The 21,892-nt window shown below is 66.2% G+C and carries 22 protein-coding genes and 1 tRNA gene; 14 read left to right on the plus strand and 9 right to left on the minus strand.

Going from position 1 to position 21,892, the window contains the following annotated elements; translation table 11 throughout:
• The first annotated feature begins 453 nt into the window (after positions 1 to 453).
• The 8 genes from ACOZ38_RS10685 (at position 454) to ACOZ38_RS10720 (ending at position 5,292) form a co-directional block, all read left to right on the plus strand.
• Complete coding sequence (locus tag ACOZ38_RS10685) at positions 454 to 648, plus strand: DUF1918 domain-containing protein (RefSeq protein WP_248958741.1); 195 nt, start codon at positions 454 to 456, stop codon at positions 646 to 648.
• A gap of 10 nt (positions 649 to 658) precedes the next feature.
• Entirely contained in the window at positions 659 to 1,066 is a 408-nt protein-coding gene (locus ACOZ38_RS10690; RefSeq protein WP_405145871.1) for a secondary thiamine-phosphate synthase enzyme YjbQ, read from the plus strand.
• 134 nt (positions 1,067 to 1,200) lie between these two features.
• A complete protein-coding gene (locus tag ACOZ38_RS10695) occupies positions 1,201 to 1,629 on the plus strand; it encodes a DUF3052 domain-containing protein (protein ID WP_358556973.1) in 429 nt (142 codons plus the stop codon).
• 119 nt (positions 1,630 to 1,748) lie between these two features.
• The gene (locus ACOZ38_RS10700; protein WP_424530029.1) at positions 1,749 to 2,207 is read left to right on the plus strand and encodes a peroxiredoxin; all 459 of its coding nucleotides are present in this window, start codon (positions 1,749 to 1,751) and stop codon (positions 2,205 to 2,207) included.
• A 48-nt stretch (positions 2,208 to 2,255) separates the two neighbouring features.
• Positions 2,256 to 2,579, plus strand: coding sequence for a hypothetical protein (locus ACOZ38_RS10705; RefSeq protein WP_405151946.1), 324 nt, complete (start codon positions 2,256 to 2,258; stop codon positions 2,577 to 2,579).
• A 361-nt stretch (positions 2,580 to 2,940) separates the two neighbouring features.
• The gene (locus ACOZ38_RS10710; protein WP_424530030.1) at positions 2,941 to 4,068 is read left to right on the plus strand and encodes an ROK family protein; all 1,128 of its coding nucleotides are present in this window, start codon (positions 2,941 to 2,943) and stop codon (positions 4,066 to 4,068) included.
• 34 nt (positions 4,069 to 4,102) lie between these two features.
• Positions 4,103 to 4,177, plus strand: a tRNA-Val gene (locus tag ACOZ38_RS10715).
• A gap of 332 nt (positions 4,178 to 4,509) precedes the next feature.
• Positions 4,510 to 5,292, plus strand: coding sequence for a hypothetical protein (locus ACOZ38_RS10720; protein ID WP_424530031.1), 783 nt, complete (start codon positions 4,510 to 4,512; stop codon positions 5,290 to 5,292).
• A gap of 553 nt (positions 5,293 to 5,845) precedes the next feature.
• Here the strand turns inward: ACOZ38_RS10720 and ACOZ38_RS10725 are convergent.
• The 6 genes from ACOZ38_RS10725 to ACOZ38_RS10750 all read right to left on the minus strand — a co-directional run bounded on the left by ACOZ38_RS10725 (position 5,846) and on the right by ACOZ38_RS10750 (position 12,351).
• On the minus strand, positions 5,846 to 7,114 hold the full coding sequence (locus tag ACOZ38_RS10725; protein WP_424530032.1) for an IS110 family transposase: 1,269 nt from the start codon (positions 7,112 to 7,114) through the stop codon (positions 5,846 to 5,848).
• Between the two features lie 318 nt (positions 7,115 to 7,432).
• Positions 7,433 to 8,377: an ROK family protein gene (locus ACOZ38_RS10730; protein ID WP_424530034.1), complete on the minus strand. Its 945-nt coding sequence runs from the start codon at positions 8,375 to 8,377 to the stop codon at positions 7,433 to 7,435.
• Positions 8,378 to 8,414: 37 nt separating this feature from the next.
• Complete coding sequence (locus ACOZ38_RS10735; RefSeq protein ID WP_424530036.1) at positions 8,415 to 9,263, minus strand: cupin domain-containing protein; 849 nt, start codon at positions 9,261 to 9,263, stop codon at positions 8,415 to 8,417.
• Positions 9,264 to 9,325: 62 nt separating this feature from the next.
• Positions 9,326 to 10,150: a carbohydrate ABC transporter permease gene (locus ACOZ38_RS10740; RefSeq protein ID WP_424530037.1), complete on the minus strand. Its 825-nt coding sequence runs from the start codon at positions 10,148 to 10,150 to the stop codon at positions 9,326 to 9,328.
• Positions 10,147 to 10,947, minus strand: a complete 801-nt coding sequence (locus tag ACOZ38_RS10745; protein ID WP_424530039.1) for a carbohydrate ABC transporter permease — start codon at positions 10,945 to 10,947, stop codon at positions 10,147 to 10,149. The genes ACOZ38_RS10740 and ACOZ38_RS10745 overlap by 4 nt, the downstream gene beginning before the upstream one ends.
• 177 nt (positions 10,948 to 11,124) lie before the next feature.
• Positions 11,125 to 12,351, minus strand: a complete 1,227-nt coding sequence (locus tag ACOZ38_RS10750; protein WP_424536983.1) for an extracellular solute-binding protein — start codon at positions 12,349 to 12,351, stop codon at positions 11,125 to 11,127.
• 479 nt (positions 12,352 to 12,830) lie between these two features.
• Here ACOZ38_RS10750 and ACOZ38_RS10755 point away from each other — a divergent pair, with 479 nt between their 5' ends.
• The gene (locus ACOZ38_RS10755) at positions 12,831 to 13,760 is read left to right on the plus strand and encodes a GntR family transcriptional regulator (protein ID WP_424530041.1); all 930 of its coding nucleotides are present in this window, start codon (positions 12,831 to 12,833) and stop codon (positions 13,758 to 13,760) included.
• A gap of 197 nt (positions 13,761 to 13,957) precedes the next feature.
• Here the strand turns inward: ACOZ38_RS10755 and ACOZ38_RS10760 are convergent, their stop codons facing one another.
• Together ACOZ38_RS10760 and ACOZ38_RS10765 are read right to left on the minus strand one after the other, a co-directional pair.
• Positions 13,958 to 14,290: a hypothetical protein gene (locus ACOZ38_RS10760; RefSeq protein WP_424530043.1), complete on the minus strand. Its 333-nt coding sequence runs from the start codon at positions 14,288 to 14,290 to the stop codon at positions 13,958 to 13,960.
• A gap of 979 nt (positions 14,291 to 15,269) precedes the next feature.
• On the minus strand, positions 15,270 to 15,449 hold the full coding sequence (locus ACOZ38_RS10765) for a hypothetical protein (protein ID WP_424530045.1): 180 nt from the start codon (positions 15,447 to 15,449) through the stop codon (positions 15,270 to 15,272).
• A 109-nt stretch (positions 15,450 to 15,558) separates the two neighbouring features.
• On the opposite strand from ACOZ38_RS10765, the gene ACOZ38_RS10770 reads away from it, so the two are divergent.
• The 5 genes from ACOZ38_RS10770 (at position 15,559) to ACOZ38_RS10790 (ending at position 20,464) form a co-directional block, all read left to right on the plus strand.
• On the plus strand, positions 15,559 to 16,551 hold the full coding sequence (locus tag ACOZ38_RS10770; protein WP_424530046.1) for a lysostaphin resistance A-like protein: 993 nt from the start codon (positions 15,559 to 15,561) through the stop codon (positions 16,549 to 16,551).
• Positions 16,552 to 16,649: 98 nt separating this feature from the next.
• Positions 16,650 to 17,837: a sensor histidine kinase gene (locus ACOZ38_RS10775; RefSeq protein WP_424530048.1), complete on the plus strand. Its 1,188-nt coding sequence runs from the start codon at positions 16,650 to 16,652 to the stop codon at positions 17,835 to 17,837.
• Positions 17,834 to 18,439: a response regulator gene (locus ACOZ38_RS10780; protein ID WP_424530050.1), complete on the plus strand. Its 606-nt coding sequence runs from the start codon at positions 17,834 to 17,836 to the stop codon at positions 18,437 to 18,439. The genes ACOZ38_RS10775 and ACOZ38_RS10780 overlap by 4 nt, the downstream gene beginning before the upstream one ends.
• Positions 18,440 to 18,926: 487 nt before the next feature.
• Positions 18,927 to 19,562: a GNAT family N-acetyltransferase gene (locus tag ACOZ38_RS10785; RefSeq protein ID WP_424530051.1), complete on the plus strand. Its 636-nt coding sequence runs from the start codon at positions 18,927 to 18,929 to the stop codon at positions 19,560 to 19,562.
• A gap of 158 nt (positions 19,563 to 19,720) precedes the next feature.
• Positions 19,721 to 20,464: an MBL fold metallo-hydrolase gene (locus ACOZ38_RS10790; RefSeq protein ID WP_424530053.1), complete on the plus strand. Its 744-nt coding sequence runs from the start codon at positions 19,721 to 19,723 to the stop codon at positions 20,462 to 20,464.
• Positions 20,465 to 20,540: 76 nt separating this feature from the next.
• Here ACOZ38_RS10790 and ACOZ38_RS10795 read toward each other — a convergent pair whose 3' ends face one another.
• Positions 20,541 to 21,869: an MFS transporter gene (locus ACOZ38_RS10795; protein WP_424530055.1), complete on the minus strand. Its 1,329-nt coding sequence runs from the start codon at positions 21,867 to 21,869 to the stop codon at positions 20,541 to 20,543.
• Positions 21,870 to 21,892 lie beyond the last annotated feature (23 nt).

A 21,892-nucleotide genomic window follows, 5' to 3' on the forward strand; every position in this document is an offset into this window, starting at 1 on the left:
GGTAGGACGATTCTCCCAGCAAGCAACAATTGGCACAAAACCGGGGGTTCGTCCCTGCCCCGAACTGGGGGGTTGTCAGGGTACCTTCCACCACTGCCTCCCCAGCCGGAGGGGCCCCCAACCCCCCTGCTTCGGACCGCGGACCCCTGGTTCCGGGCTCTCGCGCATACCTATGTATCCGGCCGCCGCATCGGCGGCGTATCGGGCGCTGTATCGAGCGCTGCATCGGGCCGGCGTCGGCCGCTGCGTCGGCCGCCGTATCGGGCCGGCCGGGGAGAGCCGGGCGGTGGGCGCGGCCGCCGGTCGCCGTCCGCGTCCGTGGCCCGGAGTCTTCGCGGAGTAACGTTTCGGTGTTGTTTTCCCCTCCCTCCGCAGGGGGAGGCCCTCCTCCTCTTTTCGCCGGGCCCGAGCCGTACGAACCTGGTAGGGGACCCTGAAGAAGGAGGCATCGAGGTGTACGCGACCATAGGCGACCGGCTCCTCGTCCACGGAACGACGGTGGGAGACAGGGATCGGCCCGGCTTGATCATCGAGGTACGGGGACCCGACGGATGCCCGCCGTACGTCGTTCGCTTCGACGACGGGCACACCGGATTGGTGTTTCCCGGGCCGGATGCGATTGTCGTCCCAGTTCAGCGGGGATCATAAGATCCGTTAGGTGAAATCTCAGACGTTCGAGGTGAGCACGGGAAACAGGGAACGGGTGCACGACATCACCCGGCAGTGCGAGGAGTTCGCGCGGTCGTGCGGGGGAGACGGGTTGCTTCACGTCTTCGTCCCCCACGCGACGGCGGGGGTGGCTCTGATGGAGCTTGGCTCCGGCAGTGACGAAGATCTTCTCAGTCTGCTGAGTGACCTGCTGCCGGCCGACGAGAGGTGGCGGCACGCCCACGGCTCGCGCGGTCATGGCAGGTCGCATGTGATGCCGGCGCTCATCCCGCCGTACGCGACGGTTCCGGTGCTCGACGGTCGGCTGGCGCTGGGTACATGGCAGTCAGTCGCTATCGTCGACCTCAACGTCGACAACTCGGAACGGCGTGTCCGTTTGTCGTTTTTGTCGGACTAGCAGATAACGGTGCGGGTCACCGGTCGTGGCGACCGTTGACGACGATGGGTCACAGCGTGTGGACTGTGCCGAAGCGGCCTCGCAGGGGCCGGTAAACCGCATAGGGCGGGGCCATCCAAGCAGGAGGGATAAACGTGAGCGCGACCGCGGGTCAGGCGCAGGGCGAGCGCGGCCTGGCCGAGCGACTCGGTCTGAAGCCGGGTCAGGTGGTGCAGGAGATCGGCTGGGATGAGGACTCCGATGAGGAGCTTCGCCAGTCGATCGAGGAGCTGACCGGCAACGAACTGGTCGATGAGGACTCCGAAGAGGTCATCGACGTCGTGCTGCTGTGGTGGCGCGACGGGGATGGAGACCTGTTCGACGCCTTGAGTGATGCGATGGCCGGACTGGCCGACGGCGGTCAGATCTGGCTGCTGACTCCCAAGGTGGGACGGGAAGGTCACGTCGAGCCCAGTGACATCGGGGAGGACGCCACCACGGCCGGCCTCTCCCAGACCAGCAGCGTCAGCGCGGCCCGCGATTGGTCGGGTACGCGGCTGGTCGCTCCCAAGGGTCGCCGCTAGGTAGAGCTCTTCGATTCGCTTCCCCTGCCGTACGGCTGACACAGGCCGTACGGCAGGATGATGTGCGCTCGCGGTCATTCGTTCATCTTCTGGGCACTTTCCGCGGGGAAAGGACTGGCATGGCAGTCGAGGTGGGCGACAAGGCCCCGGACTTCGAGCTGAAGGACCAGCACGGCACGCCGGTGAGGATGGCCGACCTCCGGGGAAGGCGAGTGGTGCTCATCTTCTACCCGCTCGCCTTCAGCGGCATCTGCCACGGCGAGCTTTGCGCGATCCGTGACGAGTTCGCCGCCTCGGCTCCCAAGGACGTCCAGGTGCTGACCGTGTCGGTCGACTCGGTGTTCACCCATCGGGCCTGGGCCGACCAGGAGGGCTTCACCTTCCCGCTGCTCTCCGATTTCTGGCCGCATGGCGAAGTGGCGCAAACGTACGGTGTCTTCGATGAGGAAAGGGGTCTCGCGCTACGCGGCACCTTCGTCATCGACGCCGAGGGCGTGGTTCGGTGGAAGGCAGTGAACCCCATCCCCTCGGCGCGCGACATCTCCGAGTACCACAAGGTGCTCGAGGAAATCCCCTAGCGATGTGCGCCGGGCGATGACCTGGCGAAGAAGAAGGCGGTGGCGACGATGCCCTGCTATCGGTGCGGGGTCCGGCAGACGGACCCGGTGCGTGGCGCGAGCCCGTGGCGGCGAGGGGTCCGCCATGAGGCACAGGTGCTCATCTGCCCGGCTTGCCAGCGCGAGCACGATCTCGACCTCGACCACTGCCGATCATGCGGCTCCACCATGCTGATCTGCAGGCTGGGGGAGGTGGAGTGCCGGTCGTGCGGGTCCGTACGGCTCGCGCACTCCTCCTCTGAGGCTTCACTGGTGAAGGCAGGGGCGCCGGGTCTGTCGGAGGAGGTCGAGGCCGCGCTGAGCCGCGTCCTCGGCAGGCATCCGGCGTCCTGAGCCTCGTTGGGGGCTGTTTGTCGCGTTTCTTCGGTTTTGACTCATGCGCGCTTATGGGCAAAACTGCGCGGGAATGCGCTGTGTAGGCAGACCTCGAAGATCGTGAAAGAGGGGGAGAACTCGGTGCACGAGTCCAGCCACTTGGGTTCCCCCACCAAATCGGGCACCCGCCCGTGAACGCCTACAGCGAGGGCTTGCGCCTGAACGCATACGGCCGGGGTCCGCTCGTGAACGCTTATGGCCGGGGTCCGCTCGTGAACGCTTATGGCCGGGGTCCGCTCGTGAACGCTTACAGCCGGGGCACATGCGTTAACGCCTATGGCGAGGGCTCTCGTGTGAACGCTTACAGGAAGGCCCGCGCGTGAACGCTTACAGCCAGGGTCCGCCGAAGGCCTCTCGCGGAGGCGCCTATGTCGTCGCTCTCGACGTCGGCGGCACCGCCATGAAGGGCGGCCTGGTCGGTTCCTCAGGCGAGGTGCTGCTGACCGACAAGCGTGCTACGCCGCGTGACGAGGGCCCCCTGCGCGTGGTCGAGGCGATCCGCACCTTCATCGACGACCTCGCCAAGGCCGGCCAGGGCACCCCGTCCGGCGTCGGCCTGGCCGTCCCGGGGCTGGTCACCTCCGACACGGCCGTCTACTCGGCCAACATCGGCTGGAAGGACGTGCCCGCCGCCGACTTCACCTCGCTGGAGGTGCCGGTCCGCTTGGGCCACGACGTACGCACCGGGGGGCTGGCCGAGCGCGTGCTCGGCGCCGGTCGCGCCGAGCCCGACTTCCTGTTCCTCCCGATCGGCACGGGGATCGCCGGGGCCATGATCATCGCCGGCGAGCCGTACGGGGGGTCCGCGGGCTGGGGAGGTGAGATCGGGCACATCCCGGTCTTCCCCGAGGGGGAACGCTGCGCCTGCGGCCAGATCGGCTGCCTGGAGACCTACGCCTCGGCCGCCTCGGTGGCCCGCCGCTACGGCGAACGCCGCAGCCGCGCCGCCTCCGTACGCGACCTGAACGCCCAATCCGGCGTGACGATCGACTCCGCGTCCGCCGGCATCGCGTCCGCGTCCGCTCCGTCCGCTCCCTCCGCCGCGTACGCCGCGTCGGCCCCATCGGCCCCCTCCGCTCCGTTCGCGGCGTCCGCCGAGGACGTCGTGGCCCTCGCCATGCGCGGCGACCCTGACGCCTCAGCCGTCTGGGACGAGGCCCTGGAGGCGCTGTCCCTCGCCCTCGCCTCCTACACGCTCCTACTGGACCCGTCGTCGATCGTCATCGGCGGAGGCCTCGCCGAAGCCGGCCCGGCGCTGTTCGAGCCGCTGGCCGAACGGCTCGAAGCCAGGCTCACATTCCGGCCTGCCCCTCCACTTCGACGCGCGGCCCTCGGGATGAGCGCGGGCATGCTCGGCGCCGCCCTCCTCGGCTGGCAGGCCGCCGGCATCCCCGACGCGGGAGCCACTTGGGCGCTGGATGTGCTCAGGTCGCCTTCTGTACCGTAAGGTGTAGCCCGTTGCGCTCCGCGAGGGGCGTCCGGGGCGCTTAGCTCAGCGGTAGAGCACTCGCCTTACAAGCGAGGGGTCACTGGTTCGAACCCAGTAGCGCCCACCAGCAAAAACACCCCCGCCAGAGATCTTCTGACGGGGGTCTCGTGCCATTAGCGTGCCATTAGCAAACGGATCATGACCGTCTCGGCGGTGATCTGCGCCACGGTCACCCGCTCGTACTGGCTTCTTCGATCATGCTGTTCATCGCGTCAGCGATCTTCCGGTCAGCCTGCGCCGTACTGTGCTGATAGATCATCGCCGCGCGCACGCTGTCGTGCCCCATACGCTCCATGAGATCCCGAAGGCTAGCCCCCGAGCCGGCCGCGAGCGTGTTGCCGCGTCCTCCGCAGGGGGATTCCCGCAGCTGTAGATCAAGTTCGTTCTAGACTGCGGCCCGTGCATACGCTCAGGGTGATCGTCACGCTGTTAGTCCTCTATGCGCTCACTCTGGGCCCCGCGTCCCCCGTGTCGGGCCGGTTGGTCGTGGAACCCGCGACGTCGGAGACCGTCGAGGTGTTCACCATGGACTGGTCCGACTTCCTCAACGAGCCCTACAACTCGCGAATCGAGCCGTTCAACCATGCGCTGGACGCAGCCATGCAACGCGTGGAGGCCCACCCCAAGGACCTCGCCCCGCCGTACCTGCTGAAGCGACCATACCGGCTGGTCGCTCCGTACATCACCGAGCGTGGGCGGGCGCTGGCCGCCGCACCGCTCAGCGGTGTCGCGTGGCCCGACAATGTGCGGACCCCCTTCACGATCATTCCGGTCGTACGCCAGGTGCGGCACAGCCAGGCGGAGCTCGAGGCCGTGTTGGATGCCGTAGTATCACCGGCCGGCGATCCGAGGATCCTGGGAGGCGGCATCGACGCCGAGCGGAACCGGGCCGTAATAGAGGTGAACGACGTCGACTTGCGGCTGCGTCTTCGGCTGGCCCAGGAGTACGGCTCCGACCTGGTCGCCATCCAGTGGAGCCCGGGCGACACTCGGAGGTACCTCAACGTCGGAAGCATTCGGCGAACGGCTTACGGCGCAGAAACCACACCGCGTACGTGCCGAGCTCCTGCTGCGCCAGGTCGCCAGCGCGGTGAAGGCGGAGGCGCGGGAGTCGACAACGGCAGTACGCCTCCCGGCACAGCGGGTGCGTACGGCGGGTCGTCCAGGTCCAGGACGTGGTAGAGCCGTTCGGCTGCGATCGTTGTGTACGAGTGGTGACCACCTGCCGGAACGGCGCGATCACCGAGATCATGCCACCCGCAGGCCACCGCTTCCTAGTTGCAGTCCCGCGCCGTCCTCTGCCGTTCCAAATGGATCACGGAGCTCTGTTGGTCCACGTGGGACTGATCTGGACGGCCATGAGCCGAGCTGCTAATGCGGATTGGGTACGTGCGTCGAGGTCAGAGCGATCTACGTGCCATCCGCGTGCCTGAGCGCGTGCCACTACGTGCCATCCAGCTTGATCAAAGAGCAGGTCATGGCCATGATCAGCGTGCCATTAGCGTGCCATTAGCTCGTGTCGGGGACGGTCGATCGTGGCCGGCCAGACGTGGTACGCCGCAGGTCGGAGGGCCGTTGAGGCGATCATGGCTCCTTACAAGCGAGGGGTCACTGGTTCGAACCCAGTAGCGCCCACCAGCCAAAACGCCCCGCTAATCCGAAAATCGGACAGTAGTTGGGCAGGCGGCAGCGGACCTCGGACGGAGTGGCCCGTCTGGGTCGTGAGATTGGTTGATCAAGCCGCGGGCTGGAGTGTTACGCGGTAGCCGAGGGCTTCGAGTTGGCGGACGTGGTTGCGTTTCTTGCGTTCGGGGCCGATGCGGTTGTCGTAGAAGTCGGGACCCAGGTCGATGAAGTGGGCGTTGGGATCGCAGAGAAGATGCCAGACGATGGTGAGGATGGAACGGCCGACCGCGACGACGGCTCGTTGCTTGCCGCGGCGTCGAGCGATGCGTCGGTAGCGTTCCCCGAGGAAGGTCGGGGTCTTGCTGGCGCCAACGGCCGCCTCGCCCAGAATCCTGGCCAGGTAGCGGTTGCCGTGACCGGTGGAGCTTGAGCCCTTCTTCTTACCGGCTGATTCCTTGACCTTGGGGGCCAGACGCGCCCAGGAGGCCAGATGGCCGGCGGTGGGGAAGCGGCTCATGTCCAGTCCGATCTCGGCAATGATCACGTGGGCGGCGATGCGGCCGATGCCAGGGATCTCATCCAGGCGGTCCACCGCTGTGGCGAAGGGGGCGGCGAGGCCGTCGATTCTGGCGTCGACCTCGGCGATGTCGGCGCTGATGGCGTCTACGCGGGCCACCATCTTTGCGAGGAGGAAGGCGTGATGGTCGGTGAAGTGGCCGGTGAACGCCTCCTCCAACATGCTGATCTTGGTTCGCATTCTGGTACGGGCCAGCTGGGCGAGCACTTTGGGATTGCGTTCCCCGGCCAGCAACGCGGCCAGCATGTCGCGGCCGGATGTGCCGAAGATGTCGGAGGCCACCACGGACAGCTTGATCTGGGCGTCTTCCAGTAGCTTTTCCACGCGCTGCTTTTCGGCTGTCCGCGCGCCGATCAGATCGCAGCGGTAGCGGGTGAGATCTCGTAGATGCCGGATCTGTGGCGGAGGGACGAAGCTGGGGCGGATCATCTGCCGTTCGGCGACCTTGCACAGCCAGACCGCGTCCAGCCGGTCGGTCTTGGGGCGGCCCGGCAGGTGTTTGACGTCACGCGCGTTGACCAGCCAGGTTTCGAACCCGGCTCCTTCGAGAATGTAGAAGATCGGCTTCCAGTAATCACTGGTCGCTTCCATCACCACCCTGGTGACGCCCAGGCAGCGCAGATGATCGGCCATCGACAAAACCGAACGGGTCATCGTCGAGTGGGTGCTCACCTCCTGCAGCCGCTTACCGGGCCGGTCTTCGCTCGGGACGCGGGTGCAGCAGACTAGTTCGGCCTTACCGATGTCCAGCGCCGCGATCCGTTCGATGATCTCCTCGGTGTCCCTGGTCTCCTCCAGCATGCGAACCTCCCTGCCGCCTGTTGCGGGCACCCTGCACGTGCTGCCCGCAAGAGCCGCAAGGGAGAATGCGAAGCTAATCCGCGTGCTCGAAGCACAGTGAAGGGCCCATGGCGCGGCTCCCGGCGTCCGACTAACTGACGGCCTCAACGGACCAAAGACACTCGACGTCGGCGGGCAACCACCCCGATTTTCAGCCCGGAACGGGCATCCCCGCAGGGATATCAGGGACTAACTGGGTGACTACGGGTTTTCGGGTATCGGGAAGATGTCGTCCGTCGCCCCATCCTGGTGGTCGATGTCTCTCGCCTCTGTACGTCGTCAGATTCCGGGGTCGTGGACGCCGTGACGTCTCTGGTCGGCGACCAGGGCGGCGCCGATCAGCGTGGCGTCGCTGTCCTCCACCACGTGTTCCAGGACGAGGCCGCACCACCACGGCCGCGACGACTCCCACCGCTCGCGTAAGGCCGTCCCGAACACCGTGCCGGGCCCGAGGATGGCACCGGCGAGCGCGACACGCACCGGATCGAGGGTGGCCACGACGTTGCGGATGCCGACGGCGAGATGCCGGGCCGCACGATCGAGCACCTTCCTCGCCTCGGCTTCACCGGCGCGGACGGCCTCCTGGAGGTCTCCGGCATGCACCGCTCCGGCCGATCGGCGCCGGCTGTGCAACAACGCGCTACGCCCCGACTCGGCCAGCCCTTCCGCCTCCGCGGCTAGAGCCCGCCCCGACACGTACATCTCAAGGCATCCATGACCGCCGCACGGACACTCCAAGCCGTCCACCACGACGACCGAGTGCCCGAAGTCACCGGCGGCGCCCCGCCCGGCGACAAGCCTGCCATCCTCCAGAACCGCGCCACCCAACCCGGTGCCCATGCTGATCACGGCCGTCAGGCCTTCCGGCCACCGGCGGCCGAGTGACACGGCCGCCGCCTGGGAGTCGTTGACAAGGAACACCTCGTCACAGGGCAGTCGCTCGCGAAGCTCACGCGCGACCGGGGTCGGGCCCCGGATCCCGAGGTTGATGGCACTCACCACGGTGTCGCCCTGCACGATGCCGGCGATCCCGACACCGACGGCGACGGGGTCCGCGCCCACCGCCGCCGCGCTCTGCCGGAGCAGCGCGGCGGCGGTGGCGTACTGCGCGGGAAGGGTGTCGGGTCGCGGGCGGCGCTCGCGGTGAACGATGCCGTCACCGTCGAGGAGAGCGACCCTGATCCAGGTGCCGCCCCAATCGACGGCGCCCACCAACTGCGACACGGTCTCGCCCTGCTTTCCTTTGATCAGCCGCGCCGACTCAGTCGATGCAACCCGGCTTGTACTCGTCGGCGACGCTGAACAGGCAGGTCGCCGGATTCTGGCTCATGTTGAAGAACGAGTGCCGGGTTCCCTTCGGAATCCGCACCCCGTCCCAGGGGCCGAGCTCGACCCACTTCCTGGTCTCGGGGAACTCGACGTGCAACTCGCCGGACTCGACGAACACCACTTTCTCACCCTCGTGCTGGTAGTCGCAGCTCCGCTGTCCCCCGAGAAAGCGCATCTTGCCGGCGGTCAGGTGCTCGGTGCTGGCCAGAATGCCGACCAGGACCTCGCGGCCACGGACGGTGCCTTCCAGGCGCCAAAGAAGGTCGGACTCACGGATCATCCAAGCGGTCTTCTCGCGCGGCTCGTCGCGCACCATCGGCCACGAGCCCATCAGCTCGTCCTGCCCCTGCTTCGGGGCGTTCTCGAGCGGCGGCTGCGACCGCGCGTACGCGCCGCCGGTTCCGGCCTTGGGAGCCGGCTGGAAGAACTCGAGCATGCGCAACTGAGAATTGCTGTAGTTGTAGTGATAGTGCCAGGTGTCCTTGCGGAAGAAGATCGCCTCACCCGGATTGACGACGAACACCTCGCCGGTCACCGGGTTGGTCTGGACCAGCACACCCTCAAGAACATAGAACAGCTCGTCGGCACCGAAGACGGTGGGGTTGGCCGGCGAGTTCACCGCGGCACCCTGGGGGGACATGCCGACGATGTTCAGGTTCAGTTCCGCGTCGTCGGCGTAGAACCAGTCGGCCAGCCGGCCCGTCTGCTCATCGCCCCAGGTCCGGCGTCCGATATCGGCGTAGCGCAGGAGCACCGGCTGGGCAGGGGTCTCGGATTGCATGTTTACCTTTCTTCGACCGCGGTCGTCCGCGGCGGTCCTGAATGATGGGGGGTTTGCGTGGCCTATCCCTTGATCGAACCCGAGGTGATTCCGAACGCGAACGACCGCTGCAGCACGATGTAAACAACGACGACCGGCAACGCGGTCAGAATCGCAGCGGCGGAGAGATAGGTGAAGTCGGTCGTGTACTGGCCCTGAAAGATGGCCAGCGTCATGGGCGCCGTCAATTGACGGCCGCCGGACAACATGACCAGTGGCACCAGGAGATCGTTCCAGGTCCACACGAATGACAGGGCGATCAGCGCCAGGAGCTGGGGGCCGGCCATCGGAACCAGCAGACGGGTCAGAATGACGAAGCTGTTGGCTCCGTCCACCTTTCCCGCGTCGATGATCTCGGATGGCGCGTTCGTAAAGAACGTGCGCATCCAGAAGGTTCCGAAAGCGAGACCCAATGCCGTCTCAACCAGGATGACACCCAAAAGGTTATCAGCCAACCCGATTTCACGGAAATCGAAGAAGAGTGGAATTATCAACGACTCGTTGGGGAGCATGAGGCCGCCGAGAAGGATCAGGAACAGCAGGCCCCGAAAGGGGAACTTGAACTGGGCGAGTGCATAGCCGGCCGGCACTGACAAGAGCACCGTCAGCAACGTGGCCGAAATGCTGATCTTGAAGCTCGTCGCCAGGGCCGTTCCCAGCTCTGCGAGTTCCCAGACATCCGCGAAATTGCCGAAATGGAAGGAGTCACTCAGCCTGATCGAGCTGTTCTGCGTGTCGGGCTCCCCGAGCGCCATGATCACCACTCCGATGAGCGGCACCACGGCGAGCGCCGCCGCACAAGTGACGACTACCTGGCCGGTGATCGCGTGTGTTCGAGTCGATTTCACGCCTTCCTCCAGGGACGCAGGATGAGCACCGTCAGCAGGAGGATCAGCACCGTGAGGAGCACGCCCATCGCCGAGGCCGTGCCGAGTTCTCCGACGAAGAACGCCTTCTGGTAGACGAGGAAGGACGGCACCTCGGTCGACCTGCCAGGCCCTCCCTGGGTGGTCACGTAGATCAGGTCGAAGTTCTTCAGAGCCGCGGTGACCGAGAGCACCATGATCACCGTGATCTCGTTCCGCACCCCGGGCAGAGTCACCGTGAAGAACTCGCGGATGCCGCCCGCGCCGTCGAGCCGGACCGCCTCGTACAGTTCCGCCGGGATGCGTTGCACACCGGCGAGCAGCAGCACCAGGACCAGTCCGAGGAGCATCCAGGTGCCGATCAGCCCAACCGAGGGCAGGGACCACGCGAAGTCGCCCAGCCACGCACGCGCCCAGCTGTCGAGTCCGACCGCCCTCAACAGCGTGTTGACCGGACCGTCCGGGGCCAGCAGCCAGCGCCAGGCCACACCGGTCACCACCGGGGCTATCACGTACGGCAGGAACAGGAGGGTTCTGAGGATGACCATCCCCCGGACCTTCGTGCTGCGCAGGATGCCCACGAGCACCAGCGCCAGCCCTGTGGTCAAGAAGGCATAGAAACCGATCAGGATGAACGCGTGCAGGAACGCGTCCCGGTTCTGCGGGCTCCCCAGGACGGTGCGGTAATTGTCGAGACCGACCCAGCGCGCCGCGTTGATGCCGTCCCATGAGCAGAACGACAGATAGACGCTGTGCAGGAACGGGAGCAACAGAAACAAGACGTAGAAGATCAGTGCGGGTGCCAGGTACCCGAAACCGACCAGGGCGGCCCGCCTCTGCCGGCTGCGCAGGGTCGGCCCCGCCCCGTTCCGCCGAACGGGACGAGACCGGACCATCAAGCTCGAAGTCAAGAACGTGCCGTCTTCACGAGCGGGTAGCACATGGTGAATCAGTCCTTATTTGAGCGAGTCCACGAACGGGCCGTAGGCGTTCTGGAGCTCTTGCAGGAAGGCGTCAACGGACATGGAGCCGGACATGAGCAGGTCGAAGCTGCTCGAGATCGTCGGGTAGAGCTCCGGCGCACCCCAGTCGACGTAGGGCACCGGCGTACCCTCGCCGACGAGGGCCAGGCCATTGCGCAGGGCGTCCTGGGACGGGACGGGCAGATTGGCGGACGCGATCGCCTTCTCGGGATCGGCAGGGGCCTTCGAGGAGATGACGCCGTTGGCCAGGAACAGTTCCGCCGCCTTGTCACCGGTGACGAAGTCGATGTACTTGGCCGCCAGTTCCTTGTTCTTTGACTTGGTCGGGATGGCCCATGGAATGTCACCCGCGCCCACGGCAGAGAGCCCCTCGCCGGACACCGACGGGAAGAAGACCATCCGGAACTTCCCGATCTGCTCCGGCGTCCCCTTGAGCGGCATGAAGCGAGAGCTGGTCAGGGAGAACAGACCCTTACCTGCCGTGAAGTTGGCGATCACCTGGTCGGTCTTGTACGCCGTCCAGCCCGGTGTGAAGTAGCCCTTCTTACCCCACGACTTCATGGTCTCGGCGGCCCAGACCGCCGTTTGGGACTTGAAGCTCTCGTTGCCTTGGTGGAACACCAGGTTCTCCACCACCTTCGGTCCCCCCTGCGCGATCAGCAGCTCGCTGAGGAGCCACGCCGCCAGCTCGCCGCTGGCCGAGCCGAGCTGGAACGGGATGTCCCCGCCCGCCTTCGCGGTCTCCATCTGGCTTTCGAGCTCTTTGATGGTCTTGGGCTCGGAGTCGATGCCCAGCTTCTCGGCGATCTCGGTGTTCATCAGGAGGCCGATCCACGCGCTGGTGGCCGACATGCCCCACAGCGGACCCTCCCCCATGACCTTTCCGTCTTTGCTGAACCGATTGAGCGCCAACTGTTGGGTCGACTGTCGCTTGTCCCAGCCGTACTTCTGGGCGTAGTCGTCGAGGCTGGTCAGCAGACCACCCTTCACGAAGGCGCTGATGGCCTGGTAGCCCCGGTTGACCTGGGTCAGGTCCGGGGGGTTACTACCGGACAGCTGGAGCGTGGCCGTGGACGCGAGTTCGTCGAAACTCTTGCTGACGAAGTCGACCTTGACGCCGGGGTTCTCGCTCTCGAACTGCTTATTCAGCTTCTGGTATGCCGCCAGAATGCCGGGTGAGCCACCGAGGCCGCTCTGCACGACCAAGGTGCTGCTACCACCGGACCCTTCAGCCGACGACGACGGTGACGATGACGAACACGCCGAAGCTGCGAGGGCGAGTGCCACAGTTGCGGCTATTACGGCGGTCGACAGCCTGGCGGGGGGTCTTTTCAACTGATTCTTTGGCATTTTGAGTTCCTTCGGCTACTCTGCGCAGCCAAGATGGCACGCTCGCAGGTTCTCCGTTGACGCAGGGGGCCGGGGTCGCGGGGGACTAGTAGGTCTAGGATGGAGACCGCATCCATCAGGTGGTGGATGTCAACGGCGCGCAGAGTCTTCGGGTCTGAACCGGCCGCAGGTCATCTCCGGGGATCGCCAGCAGATAACTGGTCTGTTCGGAGGACCAGATTGCGGCCCCCGGATCTTGCTGTCAAGAGTCGTCCGCAATCACGCCCACTTTCGTTACCGCTTCGTGTTACAGCGCCCGTCCGCAGCTAGGGCGCCTGAACGGGTCGGAAGTGACCGTGGTCATGGTCCAGATCCACCCGGTCCGGTGGCGACCGAAACGCGATAATCTCGTTGCCTTGCCGACCACTTCGCCAGACGAGCCCGGACGCCTGGTCGAAATGACAGGCTCGGACTACCCTCAGGTGGTGGTGCGGCCACAAGTGAAGGAAGAACGTACAGAGATGAAGCCGATCCCACTCAGCATCGGCCCAGCCAGCGTGGAGGGACGGCATACCGCCGTCGAAGCGTACAAAAACCTGCTCAAGGCATTGGACTCCGCTCACTACGTGCCCGGCTCCAGGCTTCCCGGCGAACGCGCGCTGGCCGCCCAGCTCGGCGTCAGTCGCGCGACTCTCCGGCTGGTCCTCAAGGCGCTGGCCGACACCGGGCGCATAGACCCTTCGCCGCAACGTGGCTGGTTCGTGGCCGAGCGGAAGTTCATCCACGAGCCGAACCGTCTGCGCAGCTTCTCCGAGGCGGCCGCCGAGCAGGGCATGAAGGCTTCGTCCAAGATGATCAGGCTCGCCCGGCGGCCGGCGACGGTCGACGAAGCAGAGGCGCTGTCGCTCGCCGACGGGGACGACGTCGTCCACCTTGAGCGGGTACGGAGCCTCGACAATGGGGTGATCAGCGTCGACAGTTCATGCCTCCCGGCACATCGCGTGCCCGGACTTGAACTCGCCGACCTGACCGATACCTCGCTGTACGGGCTCCTCATGGAGCGCTACGGCATCATTCCGATGCGGTGCGACTACCAACTCCAGGCGGAGCTGGCCACAAGCCGCATCGCCGGCCTTCTCGAAATGCCCGAGGGCGCACCGGTTCTCGTCGGCTACCAGACGACCTTCGACCAGAGCGAGAGCCGGGTCGATGTCGGCTGGCAGGTGTATCGGGGGGACTCCTACCGGTTCCGCGCCTCGCTGTTCCGGCACGAATCCTGACCACACCCGCGGGCCGATGCACCTACGTCGTGAACGGCGAAGCCAGTCGGCGGCGGACCGGCGTCCACGCCTCAGAGGGCATTTTATCTATGCTTAGTCTGGATATGCCGCTTTTGAGGTCATAGGCTTTCGATGCACCTCGTCCTATATGGACGTATTCATGGGCTCCGAAGCGGTGACTCCAGGTGGACGAGTGATCATTGACAGTTGGCCGGATCCTGGCCTTGGCGGTCGAACTCTTCCCGCGTGATCGTGACGTCGCCCCGATCGGGCGGTGACCGTCTCTCGTCGTACCGCTGGACCAGCACCGACCCCGGATTGAGCTTTGCCACGCTGTCGGCGGAGAAGCTGACATGGTCGGTGGTGACTTGGTTGTAGCCTCGCCCCTGGTAGCCGAACGAGTGATAGAGCACACCCGGGCGCAGCACGAACGGTTTCGGCTCTACCGTCCAACCATCATCCGGAGCGTCCAGCCGGACGGACGCGCTCTGCCCGTCCAGAGACGGTGCGATGAAGTCCACGTCGTCCACGACCGTTGCTGCTGACGAAGGGCTGGGCATGGTATCCCACGGGCCCGAGGTGTCCTCGTAGTGAGAGATGTCTACACCCTCAGGAGTTGCTCCCCCGCACCATGCCAGGACGATGATCGGATGCCCCTCTGCGTCGACGCTGACTCCGGCAGCCCCCGCTATGGGAGGCGAGCAACTCGTAACGCTCATGAGCCCGACGATTACCAGCACGATCCCGCATAAGCGCCGCATATGCGCACGTTAAGCGAAGCCGACATCGTTGCCGTGGACCGTGATCAGATTGCCTTGGAACCGTAGCAGGGTCGTGTAGGGGCTGACATCGGAAGGCTGTCCGTTGCCGTGGCACACGAGGAGTCTGTGATCAAGCATGCCGCACCGGGCGGCAATCAGGCGAGCCGTCAGGCTTCTGGGAGCCACCTTGGGAGCCACCCGAACGGACGATCTTGGACTGCGGCGAACGGAGATGGACGGGAAGGATGCCGATGGACGAGGTGGCGGACGCCTATGAACACTGACGGAGATCGTTTGGGGACCTACGGATCACAGGAGGTCAGCGGCCCTGCCCTAGTTGCAGTTCTAGTTGCAATACAGCTCCGTGCAGGCCCGTTCCATGTAGGCCTGCGAGCCCGATCGGTCCACGTGGAACTGATCGGGACGGGCAGGATCCGAGCTGCTAATGCGGATTGGGTACGTGCGTCGAGGCCAGAGCGATCTACGTGCCATCCGCGTGCCTGAGCGCTCCTTGCAAGCGAGGGGCCACTGGTTTGAACCCAGTAGCGCCCACCAGCCAGAACGCCCCGCTTCCAAGATCGGAAACGGGGGGTGGGTGGCTATCGTTTCAGGGCGGCGGAAGATGCCGTCCATCGCCGTGGCACCCTCCTGGATCATGGGTCGGATCTGGTGGCGGTAGACGGTCTCGGTGACCACCGTGTTGGAGTGACCCACCAGGCGCGAGATCTCCTCGATCGGGAGGTCATGGTCAGAGAGCCATGCCGTAGCTCTTGGGGAGCCCACTCCTTCCCCGTGAGCCCTGCGTCGTCGAGTACTTCCGGAAGTCGCGGCGCGTGTTGTGGGCAGCCACAGGTGAGCCGCTCTGCGTCGAGAACACCAGTTCATGCGTCTCGCCCTGGTCTTCCTTGAGCGCCTTCAGCGCCTCCATGGGCACCCCTGCTCGTATGGCAAATGTCATGCCCATGCCGCGCGGATCGCATACGAACTCATGAGCAACGCCACTGCTGCCGTAACGAGTCTCGGAAGAGGGTGGAAGCATGTACCGAAACGACTCCAACTCCCCGGTATTCGACCCGGACGCCCTTCTGCCCGACAATGCGCCGACCGTCCTCCACGACGCGTCACAGCACCGCAACGGTCCGCGACCGATCCCGTCAGGTGCTCCCTACCACCGCGTGCTGGCTGGTGAGAAGCGCCGCATCGGACGCGGCATTCTGGCGCTCGTGCTGCTCCTTGTCGGGCTGTTCGGCTTCGGCGGTGTCCTCAGCGCCCTCGGCTCCGCCATCGACGAGGCACTGGGCAGGGTCAACCCGATCGCGGGTGGTACGGAGTTCACGCCGATCTTCCAAGCCGCGAACCTCATCTCGATCGCGCTGATGATCCCGTGGAGCATGTTCATCCAGCGCTGGCTGTACGGGGTGAAGGGATCGTCGCTGCATTCCGTGCTGTCCGCGTTCCGGCCCGCCGTGTTCGGTCGTGCAGTGCTGACGCTCGTGCCGATCTGGGTGCTCTACATGACCGTCTTCTTCCTCCTCTCGCCGTACACGGAAGGATCGTGGCAATTCTCCGACCTGGTCGGCGTGTTCGTCATCACGCTCCTGCTGACGCCTCTGCAGTCGGCGGGCGAGGAGTACGGCTACCGTGGTCTGGCGTTCCGGGTGGCTGCGAGCTGGGGCCGCGGGCCCCGGACGGCGCTGGTCCTCGGCCTGGCCGTGTCGAGCGTCCTATTCGCGGCCATCCACCTGTCCACCGACCCATGGTTGAACGTCTACTACCTCACCCTCGGCGTCACCTTCGGCCTGATCACGTGGCGGACGGGCGGTCTGGAGACGTCAGTCGTCATCCACGCGGCCAACAATATGCTCGCGTACCTAATGATGATCGTCACGCACGCCGACCCCCTCGCGGGCTCCGATCGCTCGGCGGGGGCCGGGTCGATCGTGATGCTCATTCCCTGCGTCCTGCTCGTTGCGATCACCGCCGTCATCTGGGCGCGCACGCGACGGACCGGTCCGTCCCTGACGCCGTAGAACAGTCCGTCCGCCCGGTGATCGGCGGCACAAGGGGCGAGGGACGGGGCCGGCCCTCTGGGATGGAGGTCCAGGTCATTGATGGCAGACTGAGGTTCATGGGGGACTGGTCGGCGGCCAGCGCACGTCGGTTCGAGACCTACGCGCGCTGGTCCACATACGGCGCCGTTTCGACCCCGATCGGCACCCTCCTCGCCGGACTGATAAGCGCCGACCGACTCATCGGGACGCACCTCGTCGTGGTCATCCTGGCCGTCGTCCTCGCGCTCGCCCTCGTCACCGGGAACATCCTCGTCAGCCAGTGGAGCTTCGACGTCCTCGGCGGCCGCCCCCGGCGGCTCGCGGCCGGCGGTGTCATCGCGTGGGGGCTCACCCTCGTGGCGCTTGTCGCCGCGACCCTCACGATTCCGGTCCCCGCGATGGGCGTGACAGCCGCGGCGGCCATCGGGTCGGTCGCCGCGAGCTTCGTGCCTGTGCTCGACGCGCGACGAACGTTTCACCTCAACGCGGCGATTCTCGTTCTGGCCGTCCCGCTCGCGGCCGTCGCGGACATACCGCTCCTCATTGTCGAGGTGGCGGTGATCAGCGTCATCCTGTGGGCCTGCTGGTCGAGCACGTGGACGCTGCGGGTCCTGCGCGAGTTGCAGAGAGCGCACGAGGATCGCGCCGCCCTCGCGCTCGCGAACGAACGCTTGCGCATCTCGCGCGACCTCCACGACGTGTTCGGCCGCACCCTCGCGACGATCGCGGTCAAGAGCGAACTCGCGTCGGAACTCGTGCGCCGCGGCAACGACGAACAGGCGGCCGATGAGATCACCGGCGTCCGGCGGCTCGCGCAGGAGGCGGGAAGCGAGGTCCGTCGCGTGGTGCGCGGCGAGCTTCGTGCGACCTGGGATGGCGAGGTATCGGGCGCGCGTTCGCTGCTCGACTCTGCCGGCATCCGCTGCACGGTGACTGGTGACCCCGTGCCCGAGGAGTGCGCCGAGGCACTCGCGTGGGTCGTCCGCGAGGGTGTCACGAACGTGCTGCGCCACTCGGCGGCGACACAGGTCACGCTCGTGACGACGAACGAGGACGGGGAGGTCCTCCTCACGATCGCGAATGATGGGGCCGACCTCGTCGACGCGGCCGGCGGACCCGCTGCGGCAAGCCCCGACGCCGGCACGGGACTGCGTGCGATGTCCGAGAGGATCCGAGCGATCGGAGGGCACATCGCAACGCGCCGCGACGGAGACTGGTTCCTGCTTGAGGCCACGATCCCGCTTCCCGAGGGAGACCGCGCATGATCCGCATCATCGTCGCCGACGACGAACATCTCATCCGCGACGCCATCGCCGGGCTGCTCGACCTCGAAGACGACTTCGAGGTAGTCGGGCAGGCGGCGTCAGGTGATGAGGCGATCGCGACGGCACTCAAACTCCGTCCCGACGTGGCCCTGCTCGACCTGCAGATGCCCGAGCCCGACGGCATCGAGGTGGCCCGGCGGCTCACGACCGAGCTGCCGGACTGCCGCTGTGTCATCGTGACTTCGCACGGTCGTCCCGGCTATCTGAAGTCAGCGCTCGCTGCGGGCGTACGCGGCTTCCTGCCGAAGACCGTTTCCTCTCGCACCCTCGCACACGTCGTGCGAAAGGTCGCGAGTGGCGGCCGGCACGTCGACCCCGAGCTCGCGGCCGAGGCGATCGGCGCGGGCGACTCTCCGCTCACTCCGCGCGAGACCGATGTTCTCGCCTTTGCGCGCGACGGCGCGCCCGTTGACGAGATCGCGCAACGCGTTTCGCTCTCCCGTGGGACCGTGCGGAACTACCTCGCAGCCGCCATCGCGAAGCTCGGCGCTGCGAACCGGCACGAGGCCGTGCGCATCGCCGCCAAACAGGGCTGGATCTGAGCGACGCCTCACCCTTCAGCGCCCGCGGACACGCACGTCGGCATCTGTCGGGGCACGGTGAAGACCAGGCCCACTTCCGTTCAAGGGGCGGAAGCCCTCGCCAACGGCATCGGTCATTCACCGCCCATACCGACGATCCCCGCACCAAGGCCGCCCCTGTCGAAATCATAGGAAACCAGCTTGCCGACGTATCGGCGATCTTTAGCAGTAGGGCCGAATTCGCCTCGGCCTACCCGCCGCCGGCTCTCTTCGACCAAGCCACCGAATTGTCCCTGAGGTTGCCAAGCGGTTTGAGCTCGCGGTTTACGGCGAGACGGTCCGGGACAACATTCTCATCGCGGACCAAATGACGTGCGTGGTTCAGCCGTACCTGCCTTGGGGCCGTTCTCGCGCGCGCCCGCCGCTCGGGCCGCGATCGCACGACGTCATCGCGTGATTCTCAGGAAGCTCCTTGCCGCCCCTGCAGCGTCTTGGACACTCTGTTTCCATGCCCGATCACTGGCCTCTATTCAAGCTGCACTTGACCACGCCCCGACTGGAACTGCGCTTGCCCACACTGGAGGACCTCAATCAGCTGGCCGATCAAGCGGCTGAGGGCATCCACGACCCCGAAGTGATGCCCTTCGTCCCACCGTGGACCGACGTCCCGAGCGACGAACTCCCCAGAAACGTCGTCCTGTCCAACCTCGGCGAGATCGCCCGGTGGCGGCCCGAACGCTGGTGCTGCAATTTCGCCGTCATCTGCGACGGGCAGGCCATCGGCGTCCAGGACTTGTCCGCTACCGACTTCGCCGTCACCCGCGAGGTGCATACCGGCTCCTGGCTCGGTCGTTCTTACCAAGGACATGGCCTTGGCACCGAGATGCGCGCCGCCGTTCTCCACCTGGCCTTCACCGGTCTTGGCGCTCTCTCAGCAATCTCTGCCGCCTTCGAGCACAACAGCGCCTCGCTGGCCGTCTCCCGCAAACTCGGTTACCAGCCCGATGGCCTGGCGGTCCACAATGTACGCGGCCAGCGCACCATCGCCCAACGTCTGCGCTTGAACCAGGACACGTTCACGAGCCCGATCCCCATCGGGCTCCATGGTCTGGAGCCCTGCCTGCCACATTTCGGCCTGAGCTGACGCTGTTTCACCGGCCCGCGAGACAATCATCGGATCCGAAAGCTCACCACTACCGATGGTTCCCATCCTCCGCGCTGGAAGGGTGTGGCGGGGCGCGCGTAAGAGCTTGCTGATCAGGCGTGACCTGCCGGTTCGCGAGCCGCCGTTAGAGTTCATGGATGCTGCTGACGATCCTTGGCGGATGCGGTGCGTGGCCGGAGGCCGGCCAGGCCTGCAGTGGTTACCTGGTGGAGCACGATGGGTTCAGGCTGCTCGTCGACCTTGGATACGCGACGGTGCCGCGGCTGCTGGAGCGGATCACCGCCGATCAGGTCGACGCGGTGTTCATCAGCCACGGACATCCCGATCACTGCGCCGACCTGAGCCCGCTTCTGCGGGCGCGTACATTGCGTGATGACCCGCCGGCGCCGTTGCCGGTGTACTCGCTGCCCGGCGCACTGGATGCGGTACTCGCTCTGGACCGCCCAGGGATGCTGAGCGACGCCTACGTCCTGCACGAGTTCACTGCCGGCAGCAGGCTCGACATCGGCCCGTTCCGCGCCCAGACTCGTCTGCTGCCGCACTCGGTGCCCAATGCCGGCATACGGCTGACAGCGGGCGAGCGGGTGCTCGCGTACACCGGTGACACCGGCCCGAGCCCCGACGTGGTGGACCTGGCACGCGGTGCCGACCTGCTACTGGCCGAGGCCACCTATGTGGACCGAGTCCCGGAGGATTCGCGGCGCCACCTGACCAGCGCCCGCCAGGCAGGCCGGCAAGCCATGGACGCCGGCGCCCGACACCTGTTACTGACTCACCTGCAGCCGGGCACCGACGCCACAGCCGCACAAGCCGCCGCTAGGGCCGGATACGACGGCGAGGTCGGAATAGCCACTTCCGGTCTCGTCTTCGATCTTTCCTGAGCCAGGGGGGCTTCGAACTCCTTTACGTCGACGAGGCCCGGTGCTCACCTGCTGGCAGAATCCGGGCCGGATCTCATCATCGATCGGTTCTTGGGGCGGCGTAGTGCCAAAGCCGTGGTGCCATCCGCACGATCATGGCGACGGTTGCCACGGTGAGCAGTCCGCCGACGCAGATCGTCACTTGAGGGCCGTATACCGCCGCGGCCATCCCGTGCAACAGGGCGGCGACCTGTGGGCCCCCGAACAGGACGACGGTGAGTGATCCTTGGATCCGGCCTCGCATGGCGTCGTCGGTATACGCCTGTGAGATGGCGTTGCGGAAGGTACTGAGCACGAAGTTCACCGCGCCACCGAGCACGAGCGCCGCCAGGGCGAACCAGAGTTGTGAAGCCAACCCGAGGATCATGACGGTTCCTCCCCAGGTGATGGCAGCCGATGCCATCAGGGCACCGTGTCGGCGTGTGCGTGTGAACGTTCCAGACATCAGCCCGGCCGCGAGGACACCGGCCGGGTAGGCGGCGTAAAGCAGGCCCAGCTCCAGGCCTCCTCCAGCAGGCCCGCCGTAGGCGCGTTGTGCCAGTTCCGGAAGAAGCGCTACCGGCATCCCGAAGACCATCGCAGCGAGGTCCACTGCCAGCACAGCGACGAGAATCCGATTGGTAAGCAGGTAACGGAACCCGGCGAGCAGCTGTCCAAGCGCGGACCGACGCCGGTCACGCTGCGCCGACGCATCGCTCCGATGGTGCTTTTGAGAATCCGTCCAGCGATCCGACACGTGGCACCGAGTGGGCAGGATCGGCGGCAACTTGGCGACCGCCCACACGACGGCCAGCAGCGCGACGGCGTCGAACAGGTAGAGCGTGCCGAGCCCGAACGGCGGAATCAGCACGCCCGCCAGTAACGGACCCATGATCGACCCGGTGTAGCGGACGAGCGCGCTGAGACCGTTCGCCGCGGGCAGCAGGTCAGCAGGTACGAGACGGGGCACCGCCGCACCCATCGTCACCATGATCGCCCCGAAGGTCAGCCCTTGGCATGCCACCAACGCCAGCAGGACGGCGACAGAACGGCCTCCCAGGGCCGCCTGAGCCCACAGCGCCGCGTAGGTCAGCGCAAGGCCACAGTGAGCGGCCAGCAGCAGCCGTCGCCGGTCCATGAGGTCAGCGAGGGTTCCGACCCACAGCGACGCGACGACCAACGCACCGAATGACACTGCGGCCGCGGCGCCGACGGCCGCGGACGACCCGGTCAACGTGAACAGCTGCGCCGGCACCGCAACCACGCTGAACGACCCACCGACCGCGCAGGTAGCCGAGGCGACCCACAACCGCCGATAGGCGGGAATCGCCAAGGGGCGCCGGTCGAACGTGTACGCGCCCAAAGAACGTACAGCCGAAGCGCTCACCTTCCACGACCACCGTTGCAGGG

It is taken from the genome of Sphaerisporangium viridialbum (assembly GCF_049674955.1).
Classification (GTDB): Bacteria; Actinomycetota; Actinomycetes; order Streptosporangiales; family Streptosporangiaceae; genus Sphaerisporangium; species Sphaerisporangium viridialbum.